The sequence below is a fragment of the Saccharothrix longispora genome, assembly GCF_031455225.1.
Taxonomy (GTDB): domain Bacteria; phylum Actinomycetota; class Actinomycetes; order Mycobacteriales; family Pseudonocardiaceae; genus Actinosynnema; species Actinosynnema longispora.
Map to the genome: position 1 here is coordinate 411,421 of NZ_JAVDSG010000001.1, position 16,314 is coordinate 427,734.

15 protein-coding genes are annotated in these 16,314 nt (G+C 73.1%); 12 read left to right on the forward strand and 3 right to left on the reverse strand.

Going from position 1 to position 16,314, the window contains the following annotated elements; genetic code table 11:
• Positions 1-46: 46 nt before the first annotated feature.
• From J2S66_RS01800 to J2S66_RS01855, 12 genes are all read left to right on the forward strand, one after another.
• Entirely contained in the window at positions 47-724 is a 678-nt protein-coding gene (locus tag J2S66_RS01800) for a TetR/AcrR family transcriptional regulator (RefSeq protein WP_310302928.1), read from the forward strand.
• Positions 725-779: 55 nt separating this feature from the next.
• Entirely contained in the window at positions 780-2,315 is a 1,536-nt protein-coding gene (locus tag J2S66_RS01805; protein ID WP_310302930.1) for a sensor histidine kinase, read from the forward strand.
• Positions 2,303-2,944 carry a response regulator transcription factor gene (locus J2S66_RS01810; protein ID WP_310302933.1) on the forward strand — a complete coding sequence of 214 codons (642 nt, stop codon included), beginning with the start codon at positions 2,303-2,305 and terminating at the stop codon, positions 2,942-2,944. The genes J2S66_RS01805 and J2S66_RS01810 overlap by 13 nt, the downstream gene beginning before the upstream one ends.
• A 76-nt stretch (positions 2,945-3,020) precedes the next feature.
• Positions 3,021-4,052, forward strand: coding sequence for a hypothetical protein (locus tag J2S66_RS01815; protein ID WP_310302935.1), 1,032 nt, complete (start codon positions 3,021-3,023; stop codon positions 4,050-4,052).
• A complete protein-coding gene (locus J2S66_RS01820) occupies positions 4,049-4,846 on the forward strand; it encodes a hypothetical protein (RefSeq protein ID WP_310302938.1) in 798 nt (265 codons plus the stop codon). Before J2S66_RS01815 ends, J2S66_RS01820 begins: the two co-directional genes overlap by 4 nt.
• Positions 4,843-5,163 carry a hypothetical protein gene (locus J2S66_RS01825; protein ID WP_310302940.1) on the forward strand — a complete coding sequence of 107 codons (321 nt, stop codon included), beginning with the start codon at positions 4,843-4,845 and terminating at the stop codon, positions 5,161-5,163. Before J2S66_RS01820 ends, J2S66_RS01825 begins: the two co-directional genes overlap by 4 nt.
• On the forward strand, positions 5,160-6,251 hold the full coding sequence (locus J2S66_RS01830; protein WP_310302942.1) for a hypothetical protein: 1,092 nt from the start codon (positions 5,160-5,162) through the stop codon (positions 6,249-6,251). The genes J2S66_RS01825 and J2S66_RS01830 overlap by 4 nt, the downstream gene beginning before the upstream one ends.
• Positions 6,252-6,520: 269 nt before the next feature.
• Positions 6,521-7,288 (forward strand): bestrophin-like domain, encoded by a 768-nt coding sequence (locus J2S66_RS01835; RefSeq protein ID WP_310302944.1) that lies wholly within the window; start codon positions 6,521-6,523, stop codon positions 7,286-7,288.
• Positions 7,285-8,448 carry a DUF6923 family protein gene (locus tag J2S66_RS01840; protein WP_310302947.1) on the forward strand — a complete coding sequence of 388 codons (1,164 nt, stop codon included), beginning with the start codon at positions 7,285-7,287 and terminating at the stop codon, positions 8,446-8,448. Before J2S66_RS01835 ends, J2S66_RS01840 begins: the two co-directional genes overlap by 4 nt.
• Positions 8,449-8,593: 145 nt before the next feature.
• A complete protein-coding gene (locus tag J2S66_RS01845) occupies positions 8,594-9,751 on the forward strand; it encodes a DUF418 domain-containing protein (RefSeq protein ID WP_310302950.1) in 1,158 nt (385 codons plus the stop codon).
• A 117-nt stretch (positions 9,752-9,868) separates the two neighbouring features.
• Positions 9,869-10,732: a maleylpyruvate isomerase N-terminal domain-containing protein gene (locus J2S66_RS01850; RefSeq protein WP_310302952.1), complete on the forward strand. Its 864-nt coding sequence runs from the start codon at positions 9,869-9,871 to the stop codon at positions 10,730-10,732.
• Between the two features lie 134 nt (positions 10,733-10,866).
• Positions 10,867-11,214 (forward strand): VOC family protein, encoded by a 348-nt coding sequence (locus J2S66_RS01855; RefSeq protein WP_310302954.1) that lies wholly within the window; start codon positions 10,867-10,869, stop codon positions 11,212-11,214.
• A 108-nt stretch (positions 11,215-11,322) separates the two neighbouring features.
• Here J2S66_RS01855 and J2S66_RS01860 read toward each other — a convergent pair whose 3' ends face one another.
• The 3 genes from J2S66_RS01860 to J2S66_RS01870 form a co-directional block, all read right to left on the reverse strand.
• The gene (locus J2S66_RS01860; RefSeq protein ID WP_310302957.1) at positions 11,323-13,536 is read right to left on the reverse strand and encodes a pectate lyase-like domain-containing protein; all 2,214 of its coding nucleotides are present in this window, start codon (positions 13,534-13,536) and stop codon (positions 11,323-11,325) included.
• Positions 13,537-13,659: 123 nt separating this feature from the next.
• Positions 13,660-14,703 (reverse strand): LacI family DNA-binding transcriptional regulator, encoded by a 1,044-nt coding sequence (locus J2S66_RS01865; RefSeq protein ID WP_310302959.1) that lies wholly within the window; start codon positions 14,701-14,703, stop codon positions 13,660-13,662.
• Positions 14,704-15,008: 305 nt separating this feature from the next.
• Complete coding sequence (locus tag J2S66_RS01870) at positions 15,009-16,247, reverse strand: ROK family protein (protein WP_310302961.1); 1,239 nt, start codon at positions 16,245-16,247, stop codon at positions 15,009-15,011.
• Positions 16,248-16,314 lie beyond the last annotated feature (67 nt).

Genomic DNA, 16,314 nt, shown 5'->3' on the forward strand with positions numbered 1-16,314 from the left:
CTCTCTTTTGTTGTCGCCGCTCTCGGGATGGGTGATCATGGACCACATGACCGGCACACCGAGGCAGCGGGCGCGCGCCCAGGCGATCGAGGACATCAAGCGGATCGCCCGCGACCAAGTGGCGCGCGAGGGAGGCGCCGCGCTGTCGCTCCGGGCGATCGCCCGGGAACTCGGCATCGTCTCGTCGGCGGTGTACCGGTACGTGCCGAGCCGCGACGAGCTGCTGACCATGCTGATCGTCGACGCCTACAACTCGCTGGGCGACGCGGTGGAGGCCGCCGAAGCCCGGGTGGACCGGGCGGACCGGCGCGGCCGGTGGACGGCGATCGGCACGGCGGTGCGCGAGTGGGCCGTCGCGCGGCCCGCGGAGTACGCGCTGCTCTACGGCAGCCCCGTCCCCGGCTACGAGGCGCCCCCGGAGCGCACCGGCGCGCCCGGCACCCGCGTGTCGATGCTCCTGCTGGCCCTGGTCGAGGAGACGAGCGGGCACGCGGGCCGCTCGAAGACCATCCCCGGACCGCTCGGCGCGGACTTCGCGCACCTGCGCCACGACCTGGACCTGACCGCGAGCGACGACCTGCTCGCCCGGGCCTTCCTCGCGTGGTCGTCCCTGTTCGGCCTGATCGGCTTCGAGCTGTTCGGCCAGTTCAACGGCAGCATCACCGCTCCCGCCGCCCACTTCGAGCACCAACTGGGCCGCCTGGCCGACCTCCTGCAACTCTGAGGCGGACACCCCGAAACGGCGACGCGCCACCCGCGCGCGCCGCTACCGTGGTCCGATGCTGCTGCAGTCCGCGATCATCGCGGTGGGGGCGGTCTACGTGATCGCGGGCATGATCAGCCGGCGGGTGCAGCCCCGCAACCGGATCGGGGTCCTCCTCGTCCTGGTCGGCGCGTCCTGGTGGCTGGACTACACGACGGTCGTCACCGATCCGCTCCCGCTCGTCCTGGTGGCGAAGGTCTGGCCCGCCGTCCTCGGGCACGCGGTGGTCGCGTTCCCCACCGGCAGGCTGCGCACCGTTCCCCGACGGCTCGTGGTCGCCGCCGGGTACGCCGAGGCGGCGGCGCTGACCGCCGGCCTCCACCACTGGGCGGACTTCGCGTGGGCGCAGGCGCTACTGGACCTGGAGGTGCCGACCACCGCCGTCATCGGGTTCGCCATGCTCGCCCTCCAGGTCCACCGCTGGACGGTGAGCAGCCTGGCGCAGCGCCGCACCCTCACCGCCGTGCTCGGCGCGAGCGTCGTGGCGGTCGTCGTCTTCGCGATGTGGGAACCGGTCGAGCGCGCGGGCCTGAACCCGCCGGTCGCGGCGTTGACGCTCGCGCTCAGCGGCATCCCCGTCGCCTACCTGGCGGGCCTGCTGCGGCGGCACGTGGACCGCGGCGGCGTGGCCGACCTGGTGGTGCGGCTCAGCGGCGACAGCAGGCCGGCCGGCGTGCAGGAGGCGTTGGCGTCCGCCCTGAACGACCCGGGCCTGCGGGTCGCCTACTGGGTGGCCGCGCAGGAGCGGTACGTCGACGCCGACGGCCGGCCGGTCGCGCCGGACACCGCGCACACCAGGGTCGACCGCGGCGGCACACCGGTCGCCGTCGTGCTGCACGACGTCGGTCTGGACGTCGAGCTGGTCGACGCCGCGTGCGCCGCGGTCGGCCTGGCGCTGGAGAACGAACGGCTCACCGCCGAGCTGCGCGCGAAGGTGCGGCAGCTGGCCGACTCGCGCGCGCGGCTCGTCAAGGCGGGCGAGGACGAGCGGCGCCGGCTGGAGCGCGACCTGCACGACGGCGTGCAGCAGCGGCTGCTCAGCGCGGCCATGACGCTCGGCCTGGCCGAGACCGTGCCGCCGGACCGGGGCCGGGTGCTGGCCGCCGAGGCCAAGCAGGCGGTCCTCGCCACGATCGACGACGTGCGCGCGGTGTGCCACGGCATCCACCCGCCGGTGCTGACCGAGCGGGGCCTGCACGGCGCGGTGCGCGAGCTGGCCGCGTCGGCCGAGCCGCGGGCGGAACTGGTGCTGGACCTGCCGGACGACGTGCCGCCGCAGGTCGAGACGACGGCCTACTACGTGGTGGCCGAGGCGCTGGCGAACGTCGCCAAGCACGCCGAGGCGTCCCGCACGACGGTGGCGATCACCGCGGGCGGCGGCCGGCTGGTGGTGCTGGTGGAGGACGACGGGCGGGGCGGGGCGGACCCGGGCGGGGGCACGGGACTGCGCGGCCTCGGCGACCGGGTCGAGGCGAACGGGGGGACGATGCGGGTGGTCAGCGACGTGGGCGGCGGCACGAGTGTGCGGGTGGAGCTGCCGTGCGGGTCGTGATCGCGGAGGACTCGACGCTGCTGCGCGAGGGCCTGACGCGGCTGCTCGCCGAGGCGGGCCTGGACGTGGTGGCGGCCGTGGAGGACGCGTCGGCGCTGCTGGCCGAGGTGGACCGGCACCGGCCGGACGTGGCCGTGGTGGACATCCGGATGCCGCCGACGCACACCGACGAGGGCCTGCGCGCCGCCCTGGTGCTGCGCCGCCAGTACCCGACGACGGGCGTGCTCGTGCTGTCCCAGTACGTCCGGGTCAGCTACGCCGCCGAGCTGCTGGACGCGGGCGCGGACGGCGTCGGCTACCTGCTCAAGGACCGGGTGTCGGACCTCGCCGAGTTTACCGGCGCGGTCCGCCGCGTCGGCTCGGGCGGCTCGGCGTTCGACCCGGAGGTGGTCAGCAGGCTGCTGGCGCGCAGGCGCGACGACAACGACGACCGGTTGACCGACCGGGAGCGCGCGGTGCTGGCGCTGATGGCGGAGGGCCGCACCAACCAGGCCATCGCGCGGCGGCTGTTCATCGCCGAGCGGACCGTGGAGAAGCACTGCACCGGCATCTTCGCCAAGCTGGACCTGACTGCGAGCCCGCACGACCACCGGCGCGTGCTCGCCGTGCTGAGGTACCTCAACGCGTGACGTGGTGCGGGAAACCGCACCACGGGGTGGGGGTGGCACGATTCCGCGCCGCCCCGCCACCCGCGAGGCTCCGGTCATGCTGACAGAAGAAGCGCCGTCGCGACCCCGCGCGGGCTACCGCACGGACCTGATCACGGTGCTGCTGGGGACGTGGTTCTCCGGCGGGCTGTTCCTCGACGCGTGGGCGCACTCGAACGTGCCCGAGCTGGAGACGTTCTTCACGCCGTGGCACGCGGTGTTCTACTCCGGGTTCGCGGCGACCGGCGCGTGGATCTGCTGGGTGGTCTGGCGCAACCACCAGTCCGGCGCCCGCGGCCTCCGGGCCGTCCCGGTGGGGTACGGCCCCGCCGTGGTGGCGCTGCCGATCTTCGCCGTCTGCGGGGCGGGCGACTACCTGTGGCACACGTTCCTCGGCATCGAGCAGGGCATCGACATCCTGTTCAGCCCGACGCACCTGGGCCTCATCACCTCCATGATCATGATCCTGACGACGCCGCTGCGCACCGCGTGGGCCGACCGGGACGTGGTCGCGCCGACGTTCGCCCGGTTCCTGCCCGCCGCGCTCTCGCTGGCGTTCACCGCGTCGCTCGTGCTGCTGTTCGCCCAGTACGCCGACGCCACGGTCTACTCCGCCGAGCGGATCGTGGAAGCGTTCTCGTTCGACCAGGCCGACGGCGGTTCCGGGCCGGCCAACCGGCTCGCCGCGTCGATCGTGGTCACCAACCTGGTCCTGGTGCTGCCGCTGCTGCTCGCGGCACGCCGGTTCCGGCTCCCCTTCGGCACGGCCACGCTGCTGTCCGTCGTGATCGTGCTGCTCGCCACCGCGGTCGCGAACTACGAGAACCTGAGCACCGCCATCGGCTTCGTGCTGGCGGGCCTCGTGATCGACGTGCTGGCGGTGCGGCTGCGGCCCGCCGAGGACCGGCTCGCGCACTACCGGGCCTTCGGCGCGCTGGCCTCGTTCACCACGTGGGCGCTGTACTTCGCGGTCGCCTCGATCGACCAGGGCGCGGTGCCGACCGTCACCGAGATGTGGACCGGGGCGCCGGTCGTGGCCGCGCTGCACGGCCTGCTCATGGCCGTCGTGCTCGTCCCGACGCGGCGTTGACCGGGCGGGGGGCGGGACCGGCCGCCCTGGTCCTCGCGCTTGCGCTCACGCTCGCCACCACCACCCCGGCGCACGCCCACGCCGGCGGCCTCACCCCGCAGGACCACCTGAGCCGGGTGACCGCGATCGACCCGCCGCTACCCGGCGTCACGGCCCGCACCGTCAACCACGGCACGCAGCTTGAGGTCCGCAACGACGGCGGCGCACCGGTCGTCGTCGCCGGCCACGAGGTGCGGCCGGGGGAGGTCCACCGCTTCCGCGACGAGCGCACCACCGCGCCGGCGTGGGAGGTCCCGATCGGCGCGTCCGTCATCCGCGGCCGGGTCGACACCGTTCCCGGCCCGAACCCGGTGTGGTGGCTGCTGGGTTGCCTCGCCCTGGCCGTCGCCGGCTGGGCGCTGGGCCGGCGGCGGCACCTGCTCGCGGTGGGCGTGGTCGTGGTGACCGGCGCGCACGCGTGGCACGCCGTCGGCTCGACCCTCGCGGTCACCGGCGGGTCGTTCGCGCCGCTGCTGCTCGGCGCGAGCGGCGTGGGACTGGTGGCGTGGCCGCTGGCGGTCCTCGCCGTCGTGGCGGCGGCGCGGCGCAGACCGGCCGCCGCGTTCGCGTCCGCCGTGGTCGGCGCGATGCTCGTGGTGGCGGGCATCCCCGACGTCGACAGCTTCCGCTTCTCCCAGCTGCCGTTCGCCGGTCCGGCCGACCTCGACCGGCTGCTGGTGGCGCTGGTGCTCGGCGGCGGCCTCGGGCTCGCCGCGGGCGGGTTCGACCACATGAGAAGGGAAACGCCCCGGTGATCCGCGTCCTGCTGCTCTCCCTGCTCCTCCTCGCCGGGTGCGCCCCCGAGCCGGCGGTGCCGCCCGCCGGACCGCTGGTGCTGCGGCTGTCCGCCGACCGGGCGTCGCCGCAGCGCGTGGAGGCGGCGCGCGGGCAGGTCGTGCGCCTGACCGTCACCAGCGACGAGCCGGTGGACGTGCACGTGCACGGCGTCGACGTGCTCGCGAAGGCCGACCGGGAGAAGGCGGCCGAGCTGGAGTTCACCGTGGACGAACCCGGCACGTACGACGTGGAGGCCCACCCCGACACGCTGCTGGTGCGGCTGGTGGTGCGGTGACCGCCCTCGCCCACGGCGTCGGCGCGCGGCACGACCTGCCGCTGCCCCTGGACCTGGTGCTCCAGGGCGCGGCGGTGGCGCTGCTCGCCTCCTTCCTCGCGCTCGGTCTGCTGTGGACGGAACCGAGGTTCACGCCGGCCGGACCGGGACCGGGGCGCGACCGGTGGCCGGTCGGGGCGGCGGTGGCGGTCGGGCTGGTGCTGGTGCCGGGACCGGCGTGGCCCCACCTGGTGTTCGTGCTGCTCTGGGTCGGCGTGCCGGTGCTGTCGGTGCTGCTGGGGCCGGTGTGGCGGGTGCTCAACCCGCTGCGGCTGGTCATCCCCGTGTCCCGCGGCCGGCCCTACCCCGAACGGCTCGGGCACTGGCCCGCCGCGCTCGGCCTGCTCGCCTTCACCTGGGTCGAGCTGGTCGAACCGGGCGCCCTGCCGTGGTTCCTGGTCGCGTACGCGGCGGTGAACCTCGCGGGCGGGTTCGCGTTCGGCCGCACGTGGTTCGAGCGCGCCGACGGGTTCGAGGTGTTCTCCACGCTGGTCGGCAGGCTGTCACCGTTGCGCGGCAACCCCTTCCGGGCGCTCGCCGCCACCCCCGTGCGGCCGGGGCTGGTGGCCGTGGTCGCGGTGCTGCTCGGCTCGACCGCGTTCGACAGCGTCGGCTCGACCCCGGCGTGGGAGCGGCTCGGCGTGCCCGACGCGGCGGGGCTCGTGGCGACCACCGCCCTCGTCGCGGGCAGCTACCTGCTCGCCTGCCGGGCGTTCGGCGGGGAGCTGGCGCACTCGCTCGTGCCGATCGTCGCCGGGTACGTGGTGGCGCACTACGCGTCGTTGCTCGTCGTGGAGGGCCAGCGGGCGGTCGCCCTGCTCGTCGGCGCGGACGGCTTCACCCCGTCCACCGCCCTCGCGGCACCGACCCTGGTGGCGTCGGTGCAGGTGGGTGCGGTGCTGGCCGGGCACCTGCTGGCCGTCGTGTCCGCGCACGACCGGGCACTGCGGCTGCTGCCGGAGCGGCGGCACCTCACCGGGCAGGTGCCGCTGCTCGTGCTGATGGTCGGCTACACGGCGGGCGGGCTCGCGCTGCTGTTCGCGGGCTGAGCGCCCGACGGGCACCGGTCGCCACCCTGCGTCGCGGCCGGTGTCCCCCTTTCGGATTAGTTCACTAGTGCAGCACGCAGTCTTGGGCCGCATTCGTGCGGACCAGTGTCCCTCGTCCGAGTGGTCCGAACCGATGGTGTCACCTGGAGGTTTGGTATTCGGGGGCACAAGGATGAATCACCTTGTCGGGACTGTAATTGGATCACTACGTTTCGTAGCGTGGAATTCGCGGGTTTGTGGAATGCGGTTCGAAACGTGAGAGGGCGCGCATGAACATCTACCTCACAGGTCTGCTGTGGGTGGGTGGTGCGGTCGTCGTCACGGCGTTGCTCGCCTTCCTCATCCGCAAGTACGGCAAGGGCGACGACGACATCCGCGACGCCAACAACGAGGCGTCCGGCGGGGTCTTCACGATCGTCGCCGGCCTGCACGCCGTGCTGGTCGCCTTCATCCTCATCGCCCTGTTCGACACCGTGGCGGACGCCGAGACCGCCTCCTACACCGAGGCGGACGGCCTGGTCGCCGCCACCTGGGCGGGCGAGGCCATCTCACCGGAGGTCGGCGACGAGGTCCGGTCCCTCTCGCGCGCCTACTCGATCACCGTCATCAACGACGAGTGGCCCGCGATGCGCGAGGGCGAGGAGTCGTCCGACACCGGCTGGGACCAGCTCGACCGGCTGCGCAAGGTGGTGGCCGAAGCCCCCGCCGAGGACTCGTGGCGCGCCGACCGCAAGACCGAGGCCGCCAACCAGCTGTGGCACGTCTACCAGGCCAGGCAGGAGCGCCTCGACGCGGCGAGCGGAGGGGTCAGCGCGGTCATGTGGTTCGTGCTCGGCATCGGCACGGTGCTCGCCGTCTTCCTGCCCCTGTTGTTCGGCAGCGCCCGGACGATGCGCACGCACATCATCATCACCTGCACCCTGGCGGCCACCCTCACGCTGCTGCTGTACGCGACCTACCAGCTCCAGAACCCGTTCGCCGGCGGCGCGGACGTGACCCCGGAGGCGTTCCAGGCCGCTGTGGCGCGATTCGGATGATCGAGCTCCTCGCCCAGGTCGCCTGCACCACCCTCCAGGTGGAGGCGAACCGCGGCCCGTCCTCGGTGTTCGAAGTCCGCTTCCCCGAGGGCACCGCGACGAACCTGGGCGCGCTCGACCGGCGGGTCAACGCGATCGGCTACTCCCACGCGCAGAACCTCGTGTACGGCGTGGACGACGACGGCCGGCTGATCGCGCTCGACCGCACCGGCCGCCTCGTCGGCACCCCCTCGCACGCCTCGCCCCTGCTGCGGCACGCGGTGGCGGGCGCCGTGGTCGGCGAGCGGCTGGTGGTGCGCATCGGGCACGCGCTGTTCTCCGTGGGCATCGCGCCCGGCCCGTCCTTCGGCAGGGTCGTGCACGAGGCCGTGATGTGGCCCCCCACCGCCGCCACGGTCGACGACTTCGACCTCAACGCCGCCGACGGCCTCCTCTACGGGGTGGCGACCAACTGGTACGGCCACGGCGTGGTGGTCACGATCGACCCGGACAGCGGCCGGGTGCGCAAGGTTCCCGGCGTCGGCGCGCTGCCCGGCGGCCACGGCTACGGTGCCGTGACGCTGAGCCCCGACGGCTCCCTCTACGCCACGAACAACCGGCACGACGGCCACAGCGTCCTCTACCGGGTGGCCCTGGACGGCTCGGGCGTGGTCACCGAGATCTCCTCCCGGCAGACGTTGCGGACCATCGACTCGTCCGGCTGCCTGTTCGTGCCGCCGCCCGTGGTGGACCCTCCCGAACCGACCCCCGAGCCCACGCCGGAACCGACCCCCGAACCGACCCCCGAACCGACGCCTCAGCCGACCCCGGAACCGACTCCCGGCCCGACCCCGGAACCGACCACGACCGCGCCGCAGGTGCCGCCGGCACCGCCGGTGGTGCCGCCCGTCGTGCCCGAGCCCGTCGTGCCACCACGCCCCGCCACCGCCACGACGCCGCTGACACCCGCGCCGAGCACCACCGCCCCGCAGCGCACGACGCCCGCGCCCGGACCCACGCCCCCGTCGCCCACCACCAGTATCCGGATGCCCGACCGGCAGGGCGGCGCGTTGGCGGCGGAGGACAACACGGTCCGCGACCAGCGCCGGTGGGGCATGGTCGCGCTGCTCCTGATCGTGGGCATGGGCGCGGTCGCCGGCCACGCGGCCCGCAGGCACTAGGCGGCCCGCCGAACGCGCCCGCCGCCCCGTTCGTCCGGCCGCGGCCGTCCTCCGAAGGTGTGACACGACCGCAGACCATCGGCCGACGATCAGCCACCGCCCGCCGCCCTACCGTCGATCGCGCAACCGATCCGCGGAGGGGGAGATGGGCGGACGCATCACCGCACTCGACGTGCTGCGCGGGGTGGCGATCCTGGGCACCTTCGGCACGAACGTGTGGGTCTTCACCCACCCGCAGGGGGCTTCGGGCTTCCTGGCGGACTTCGGCTCGGGGCTCGGCGACGACTGGGGCGACACCGTCGACTCGCTGCTCCGCATGCTCGCCAACGGCAAGTTCCTCGGGCTGCTGTCGATCATGTTCGGCATCGGCCTGGCGATCCAGCACGCGTCCGCCGTGCGGCGCGGGCAGCGGTGGCCCGGCTGGTACCTGTGGCGGTCGGCCCTGCTGCTGTTCGAGGGGCTGCTGCACTACGTGCTGGTCTTCGAGTTCGACGTGCTCATGTTCTACGCGGTCGTCTCGGTGCTGGTGGCGTTCCTGGTGGGACGGAGCTCCCGCGCGCAGACCGGGTGGATGGTCGCGATGGGGTTGCTGAACCTCGCGGTCGTCGGCCTGATCACGGTCGCACTGCTGTCCGGCGGCACGACGACCGGCGACCCCGGCTTCGTGGTGACGACGGACAGCTGGTGGGGCGGCGTCCAGGACCGCGTGACGTACTTCGCGGTCTTCCGCGCGGAAGGGGTCCTGGTGCTGCCGCTGAGCGCCGTGCTGTTCCTGGCGGGGGCGCGGCTGTTCACGGCGGGCGCGCTGGAGGACTCGGCCCGCGGCGCGCGCCTCCAGCGGCGCCTGGTGGTGTGGGGCCTGGGCGTCGGCGTGCCGCTGAACGTCGCCACCACCCTCGCGGGGCCGGACTGGTTCGCCGTGGACCGCTACGTGTGCGCGCCACTGGTGGCGTTCGGCCTGCTCGGCGGCATCACCGCGCTGGTCAACCGGATGCGCGCCGAACCGGGCGCGTTGCGCGGTGGCCTGACGGCGGTGGGCAGGTCGGCCCTGACCTGCTACGTCGGCCAGAACGTGATCGCGTCCGCGCTCTGCTACCAGTGGGGGCTCGGCCTGGCGCGGCGGTGGGGCCACCTGGGCGCGCCGTTCACCGCAGGCGTGTGGGTGCTGGTCTCGGCGTTGTTGGTGGCGGGGGCGTCCTGGTGGATGCGCCGCTTCCCGCGCGGCCCCGTGGAAGCGCTGTGGGACCTGGCCTACCGCGCACCGCAACGGCGCGTCGGGCGGGCCCGGCGGGTCGGGCGGTGAGCGGCCCGCCGCCGACGTCGAGCCGCGCGTGCGCGGGGACCCGCAGCCGCATCGGGAAGCGCAACCCAGGAGAACCGCCGCGCTGTTAGGGTCGGCCGTCGACCTGGGGAGGTTGCCGTGGGGGATGTGTCCGATCAGTGGGCGGCGGTGCGCGAGGTCCTGCCCGTCGTCACGGCGAGGTTCGCGGACCTGGTCGAGGCGCACGACCCGGCCGCGCCCGCCACGGCGGAGTGGACGGTCGCCGACACGGCCGCGCACGTCGTCACCATCGCCTCGCTCTACACCACGCTGCTCGCGCCGGAGCCCGAGGTGGCCGACCCGGTCATCGCCGCCCGCATCCCCACCGTCACCGTGGACACGGTCGCCGACATCAACACCCTGGTGCTGGGGCGCTTCCACGAGCGGAACCCGGCGGCCCTGGCCGCCACCCTCCGGTCTTCGGTCGCCACCGTCCTCGACCTGACCACCCGGACGGACCCGGAGCGGACCGTGCCGTGGCTCGGCGCGTCCCGGGTCCCGGTCGGCGGCGTGCTCGCCCACCTGGTCAACGAGATGCTGATCCACGGCTGGGACATCGCCCGCGCGGTCGGCGCGCCGTGGCCCATCCCGGCCCGCGAAGCCGCGCCGTTCTTCGACCTGTTCATCGTCGGCATGATCCGCAACGACGTCGGCAGCCTGTTCGACGGCGCACCGTCGAACGACCGCCGCATCGCCGTCGCCTTCCGCTCCCGCCACACGAAGCCGGTGACGCTCGTCCTGCACCGGGGCCGGGTCTCGGTCGAGGAACCGGGCGGGCCGGTCGACGTGCGCCTGGGCTTCGACCCGGCCGCGCTGCACCTCGTGCTGTTCGGTCGGGTCAGCCGCACCCGCGCCGCGCTCACCGGCAAGCTGCGCGTCACCGGACGGCGGCCGTGGCTGCTGTTCGAGTTCCTGCGCGCCGTCCGGATGCCGACCAACGCCGCGCCGCTGTCCGAGGACTAGCGGCCCGGACCGCCCGCCGGCGCCGACCGCCCGGGCGCGCGGTCCGGGTCACGACATCCCTCGGCGAGGAGGTTCAAGACCTGACCCCCTGGGTACGGGCAGGCTGGTGCCCACCAGAGGAGAAGGGACGTCCGATGCGCATCACCACCGTCATCCTGGACAGCGCCGACCCGGCGAAGCTGGCCGAGTTCTACCGGTCGGCACTCGGCTGGGAGCCGAGCTACTCCGATGACACGTACGTCTTCCTGGGCACCAAGGACGCCGCCCGGCTCGGCTTCCAGAAGGTCGAGGGGTACCGGGGACCGTCCTGGCCGGAGGAGCGCGTGCACGCCCACGTCGACTTCGAGGTGCCCGACGTGGCCGACGCGGTCGCCACGTTCGTCTCGCTCGGCGCCACCAAGCCCGACCACCAGCCCGGTGGGGACGACTGGACGGTGCTGCTCGACCCCGAGGGGCACCCGTTCTGCGTGATGCCGGGCTGAGCCCCACGCGGCGAAGCACGACGCGACAGCCCCCGCCGGGAGACCCGGCGGGGGCTGTCGTCGAGCGGAGGTCGAACGGCGGTCGGGCGAACCGTCACGCCGAAGCGATCACGGGTAGTCGACCACGTACCGCTGCTGCGTGGCGGTGTTCGCCGGCCCGCCGACGCCGTTCACGACGTTGTCGATCGTGCCCACACCGCCGAGCGACACCGTCACCAGGTCGTGCAACCGCACGCCCGGCCGGTTGGGCACCTCGAAGCCGTTCGCCGTCCGGATGCTCGGGTCGGCCTGGTTGAACGAGTACACCCCCATGCCCCAGCCCTCGTGGGTCGTGACGTGGTCGGCCACCTTGTACCCGGCCCAGCCCAGCTGCGAGCCGTTCATCCACGCGGCCTGGTTCGGCGGGTCGTACGGCAGCTCGTTCTGGTAGAAGTACGTGCGGCCGCCGTTCCCGTTCCACACCGTGTTGTACTGCTGGTAGTGCTCGACGAACAACCCGTACGCCGTCACGTTGTCGCCGTTGACGACGACGCCGTTGCGGCCGGTGTTGGCGGTCCAGCCGGTGGGACCGGTGCCGTGGTCGGCACGCCACACCCACGTGTGGTCGATGATCACGTCGTCGCTGTTGACCTCCAGCGACACCGTCGCCTTGCCCGCCTGGGGCCCGCCGACGCGCAGGTACACGTCGTGCATCGAGGTCGGGTTGGCGGCGTGCGAGGCCGACGAGTTCGCCGGGCCGAGCTGGAGCAGCACGGGGGAGTTCTGCACGCCGGCGTCGACGAGGAAGCCGGCGAGCTTCACGCCATCCACATCGGACACCGCCATGGCCGCCCTGCCGGTGTCGGGGGACAGGGTCGCGAGACCCAGGCCCAGCACCACGGTGTTCGGGCGGGTGACGTTGATGGTGTCGTTCAGGCGGTGCACGCCGGGCGTCAGCAGCAGGTGCTTGCCCTGCGCCAGCGCCGCGTTCGTCGTCGCGACGGGCGTGCCCGGCTTGACGATGAAGAAGTCGGCCAGCGAGATGGACTGGCCGGCGGGCGCGCCGTTCTCCCAGCTGGTGCCGCGCGAGTTGTGCCGCAGCGCCGGGACGAACACCTTGTACTCGCCGTTCTCGAAGTGCAGGAACGGCTTCTCGCGCACGACCGGCGTGGTGTCGACCGTGGTGTGCGAGGGGTTCGGGAAGTGCTGCGCGGGCGCGCCCTGCGAGCCGACGAAAACCATGTTCCACACCGAGCCGTTCCAGCCGCCCGCGAGGTTGCTGTTGCGGGTCAGGAACTGCTGCTGCGAACCGGACACCGCGACGCCGTCGATCTTGCTGTCCACGATGAGACCGCCGGACGCCCAGCCGTCACCGCCGTTCCACAGCTGGACCTGGCCGCTGAGGTGCATGCGCCGGTACGACGCCGCCTGCGACACGGCCCACCGCTCGATCTGGCCGGCCGGCAGGTTGACGAACATGTTCTCGGCCTGGCGCCAGAAGTTCTGCGTCGCGTTGCCGAGGTTGTTCGGGTTGTCGCCCTGCTGCAACCAGTCCGCCTCGACGCGCACGTGGCCGTTGAGCCGCACGTCGTCCGGGCGCAGGCCGAGACCCGCCACCTGGGTGTAGAAGCGCAGGTTCACGTCGGCGTCGTAGACACCGGGCTTGTAGAGCACGGCGTACCGCTCGGAACCGAACTGGTTGGTCTTCATCTGGGCGGCGATCTGGTCCAACCGGGACTGCATGGCGGCACGGTCGTAACCGGGACCGTAGACCAGCACGTTCGGGCCGAAGTCCGGGTTGCGCGGGTCGGTCGGCGGGATGACGATCCCGCCGGTGGTCTCGGTGTTCACCGACAGCTCCCACAGCGAGTAGCCGTAGCCGGTCGCGCGCGCCGTGCCGTGCACCCGGACGTAGCGGCCGGAGCCCGCCACGGTCAGGTTCTGCACGCCGCCGGTGCCGGTCGTGGTGGAGTAGACGGTGTTCCAGGTGGACGCGTTGTCCGACAACTGGACCTGGAACGACCGGCCGTAGGCCGCTTCCCAGGTCAGCGACACGCGGCAGACCTGCTGCACGGAGCCGAGGTCCACCTGGAGCCACTGGGGGTCGGCGAACGCGCTGGACCAGCGCGTGCCGGTGTTCCCGTCGACAGCGGCGGTGGCAGGGGTACCGCCGTTCTCGGTGGACGACGCCGTGGCCGGGCGGTTCAGCGCGGCGTTGGTCGTGCCGCACTCGGCGGCGCTCGCGGAGGTGCTGGCGATGACGGGGCTGAGCACCGCGGCGAGCCCGAGGGCGAGCGCGGCGGTCAGGACCCGTGAACGGGTGCGGGGACGTGGATAGCTCATGGTCCTACCTGACTGAGGCAAGGGGGCAGATGGCCCGGAGCTGTGGCCTCCGTGGCACCGGAGGCGCTGGGAGAGCGCTCTCTCGGAGGGTAACGCCCGTGTTGCGAAGACGTCAACGACGGCTCAGGCGGAGCCCCGCACCACCAGCGACGGCTCGAAGATGACCGATCTCGGGCGCTGGTCCGGGTCGTCCACCTGGCCCAGCAGCATGCGGGCCATCTCGGCGGCCATGTCCTCCACCGGTTGGCGCACCGTCGTGAGCTGCGGTCGGCACGCGAGCGCCGGGCCGCTGTCGTCGAAACCGATGAGCGCCACGTCCTGCGGCACGCGTTTCCCGTGCTGCTGAAGGATGTTCAGCGCTCCCTGCGCCATCAGGTCATTGGCCGCGAACACCCCGTCGACCCCCGGGTGCTCGGCGAGCAGCCGCTCCATCGCGACCTCACCGCTCGCGGCCGTGAAACCGCCCTCGGCGATCGGGACGTACGGAAAACCGTGACGCGCCATCGCGTCCCGGAACCCGGTCAACCTGTTCTGCGATGCCGGGACGTCGAGCGGTCCCGTGATGGTGGCGACCTGCGTGCAGCCCAGTTCCACCAGCAGGTCGGCGGCGAGCTTCGCGCCGGCCTGGTGGTCGAGGTCGACGTAGCTGATCGGCACCGGGCGCGCGGGCCGCGCGAACAGCACGGCCGGGACCTTCGCCTCCGCCAGGCGCGCGGGCAGCGGGTCCTCGGCGTGCGTGGACACGAGCAGCGCGCCGTCGGCGCTGCCCTGCCGCAGGAACGCGAGCACGTCCTCGCGCGCGCGGTCGGTGTCGGCGACCATCAGCACGGGGTGCACGCCGCGCGTGCGCAGGAACCCGACCACGCCGCTGGCCACCCGGCCGAAGAAGGGGTCGGCGAACACGCGCGAGGCGAACGCGTCCTCCTCGCCCTGCTCGCCCGCGCCGGACACGACGAGCGCGATCGTGCCGGTCCGCTTGGTCACCAGGGACCTGGCCGCGCGGTTGGGCGCGTACCCGGTCTGGTCGACGGCGGCGCGCACGACCTCCTGGATCTTGCGGTCGACGTTGCGCGTGCCGTTGATGACGCGTGACACCGTCGCCCGGGACACGCCGGCGACCCGCGCCACGTCTTCCAACGTCGGCGGAGCCGTCTGCGGTCTGCTCATACCCCCATTCTGCCACGCTCGGAGAGCGCTCTCCGCACCACGAGAGCCCACCCCAGGCCCCGCGAGTCGTACGTTCAGGTCCCGCGAGTCGTACGTTCAGGTCCCGCGAGTCGAACCTCCAGGTCCGGCGAGTCGTACGTTCAGGACTCCCGAGTTCTTCACTCCCGAGTAGAGGACCCGTGGGTCTCGAACGTTCGACTTACGCGACCTGAACGTACGACTCGCGGGTCTCGAACGTACGACTCGCGCGACCTGGGGGTTGGGCTCTCGGGACCTGGGGGTTGGACTCTCGCGGTTCGAGGTGGTCAGGCGATGTCGGCGGTTCGGGTGGTGGGTTTGCGGGGGTCGGCCGCGCCCTCCAGGAGGGCGGCCACGGGGAGGGTGGCGGCGCCCACGGCCACCGCGTCCGGCCCGAAGTGGCCCACGGTGAGGGTGGTCTGGTCGTACGGGTGGCGGAGGGCGTGGGCACGGGTCGCCGCCACGATCGCGTCCAACTGGTGCGCGCCCAGGGCCAGGCCGGCCCACCCACCCAGCACGATGCGCTCCGGGTTGAACAGGTTCACCAGGTTCGCGATCCCGGCCCCCAGGTAGCCCGCCGTCTCCTCCAGCACGCGCGCCGCCGTCTTCGAGTGCGCCGCCGCCGCGATCAACGCCGCCACGGCCGACTGCTCGTCGTCACCGGCGAGGAGGTCGGGCGCGGAACGGCCGCGCGCCTTCCGGTACCGGTCGAGGATGCCCTCCGCGCCGACGTACGCCTCCAGGCACCCGAGGGCGCCGCACCGGCAGGGCCGACCGCCGTACACGATCGTGGTGTGACCCCACTCGCCCGCGGAACTGGTCGCACCCCGGTACACGTCGCCGTCCGCCACCACGGCCGCGCCGACGCCGGAGCCGATGAGGGCTATCACGACGTGCCGGGCACCCCGTCCCGCGCCGAACCACATCTCGGCCTGGCCCTGGGTCTTGGCCCCGTTCTCCACGTACAGCGGCCACGTGCCGCCGGCCGACCGGATCAGCTCCTCCAGTCGCACGGCGTCCCAGCCGATGGTCGGCGCGTGCACCACGGCGGTGGTGCCCTGCTCGACCGTCCCGGGAACGCCGATCCCCACGCCGAGCACGGTCGACGCGGGCACACCGGCCGCGGCGACCACGTCCCGGACCGACGACGCGATGAGCGAGGCGACCGCGCCGGGGGAGCCCACCGACAGGGCGTGGTCGGCCGCGCCGAGCTGCCGCAGGCCCAGGTCGAACAGCTCGACCTTGACCCCGGTCTCCCCGACGTCGACGCCCACCACGTGCCCGAACGCGGGGTTGACGCGCAGCAGCACGCGCGGCCGGCCGCCGTCGGAGTCGACCGATCCGGCCTCGACCACCAGCCCGTCCTCGACCAGTTCGGCGGTCACGTTGGACACCGTCGCGGCGGACAGCCCGGACAGGCCGGACAGCTCGTACCTGCTCAGGGGCCCGTCGAAGAACAGCGTCGACAACAGCGTCGAACGGTTCTGCCGACGCAGGTCGCGGACGGTGGTGCGCTTCGGAGCCACCCGTCGGACCTTAGTTTGCGACTTAAAATTAGACTAAGTTTGTAACCTGTTCGTTATTGACGTGACT

What these genes read in the sequence shown, in the direction of transcription:
- J2S66_RS01835 (WP_310302944.1), top strand. Translation starts at nt 6,521, where the DNA reads ATGAACATCTACCTCACAGGTCTGCTGTGGGTGGGTGGTGCGGTCGTC.
- J2S66_RS01865 (WP_310302959.1), bottom strand. Translation starts at nt 14,703, where the DNA reads ATGAGCAGACCGCAGACGGCTCCGCCGACGTTGGAAGACGTGGCGCGG.
- J2S66_RS01855 (WP_310302954.1), top strand. Translation starts at nt 10,867, where the DNA reads ATGCGCATCACCACCGTCATCCTGGACAGCGCCGACCCGGCGAAGCTG.
- J2S66_RS01800 (WP_310302928.1), top strand. Translation starts at nt 47, where the DNA reads ATGACCGGCACACCGAGGCAGCGGGCGCGCGCCCAGGCGATCGAGGAC.
- J2S66_RS01840 (WP_310302947.1), top strand. Translation starts at nt 7,285, where the DNA reads ATGATCGAGCTCCTCGCCCAGGTCGCCTGCACCACCCTCCAGGTGGAG.
- J2S66_RS01860 (WP_310302957.1), bottom strand. Translation starts at nt 13,536, where the DNA reads ATGAGCTATCCACGTCCCCGCACCCGTTCACGGGTCCTGACCGCCGCG.
- J2S66_RS01845 (WP_310302950.1), top strand. Translation starts at nt 8,594, where the DNA reads ATGGGCGGACGCATCACCGCACTCGACGTGCTGCGCGGGGTGGCGATC.
- J2S66_RS01805 (WP_310302930.1), top strand. Translation starts at nt 780, where the DNA reads ATGCTGCTGCAGTCCGCGATCATCGCGGTGGGGGCGGTCTACGTGATC.
- J2S66_RS01815 (WP_310302935.1), top strand. Translation starts at nt 3,021, where the DNA reads ATGCTGACAGAAGAAGCGCCGTCGCGACCCCGCGCGGGCTACCGCACG.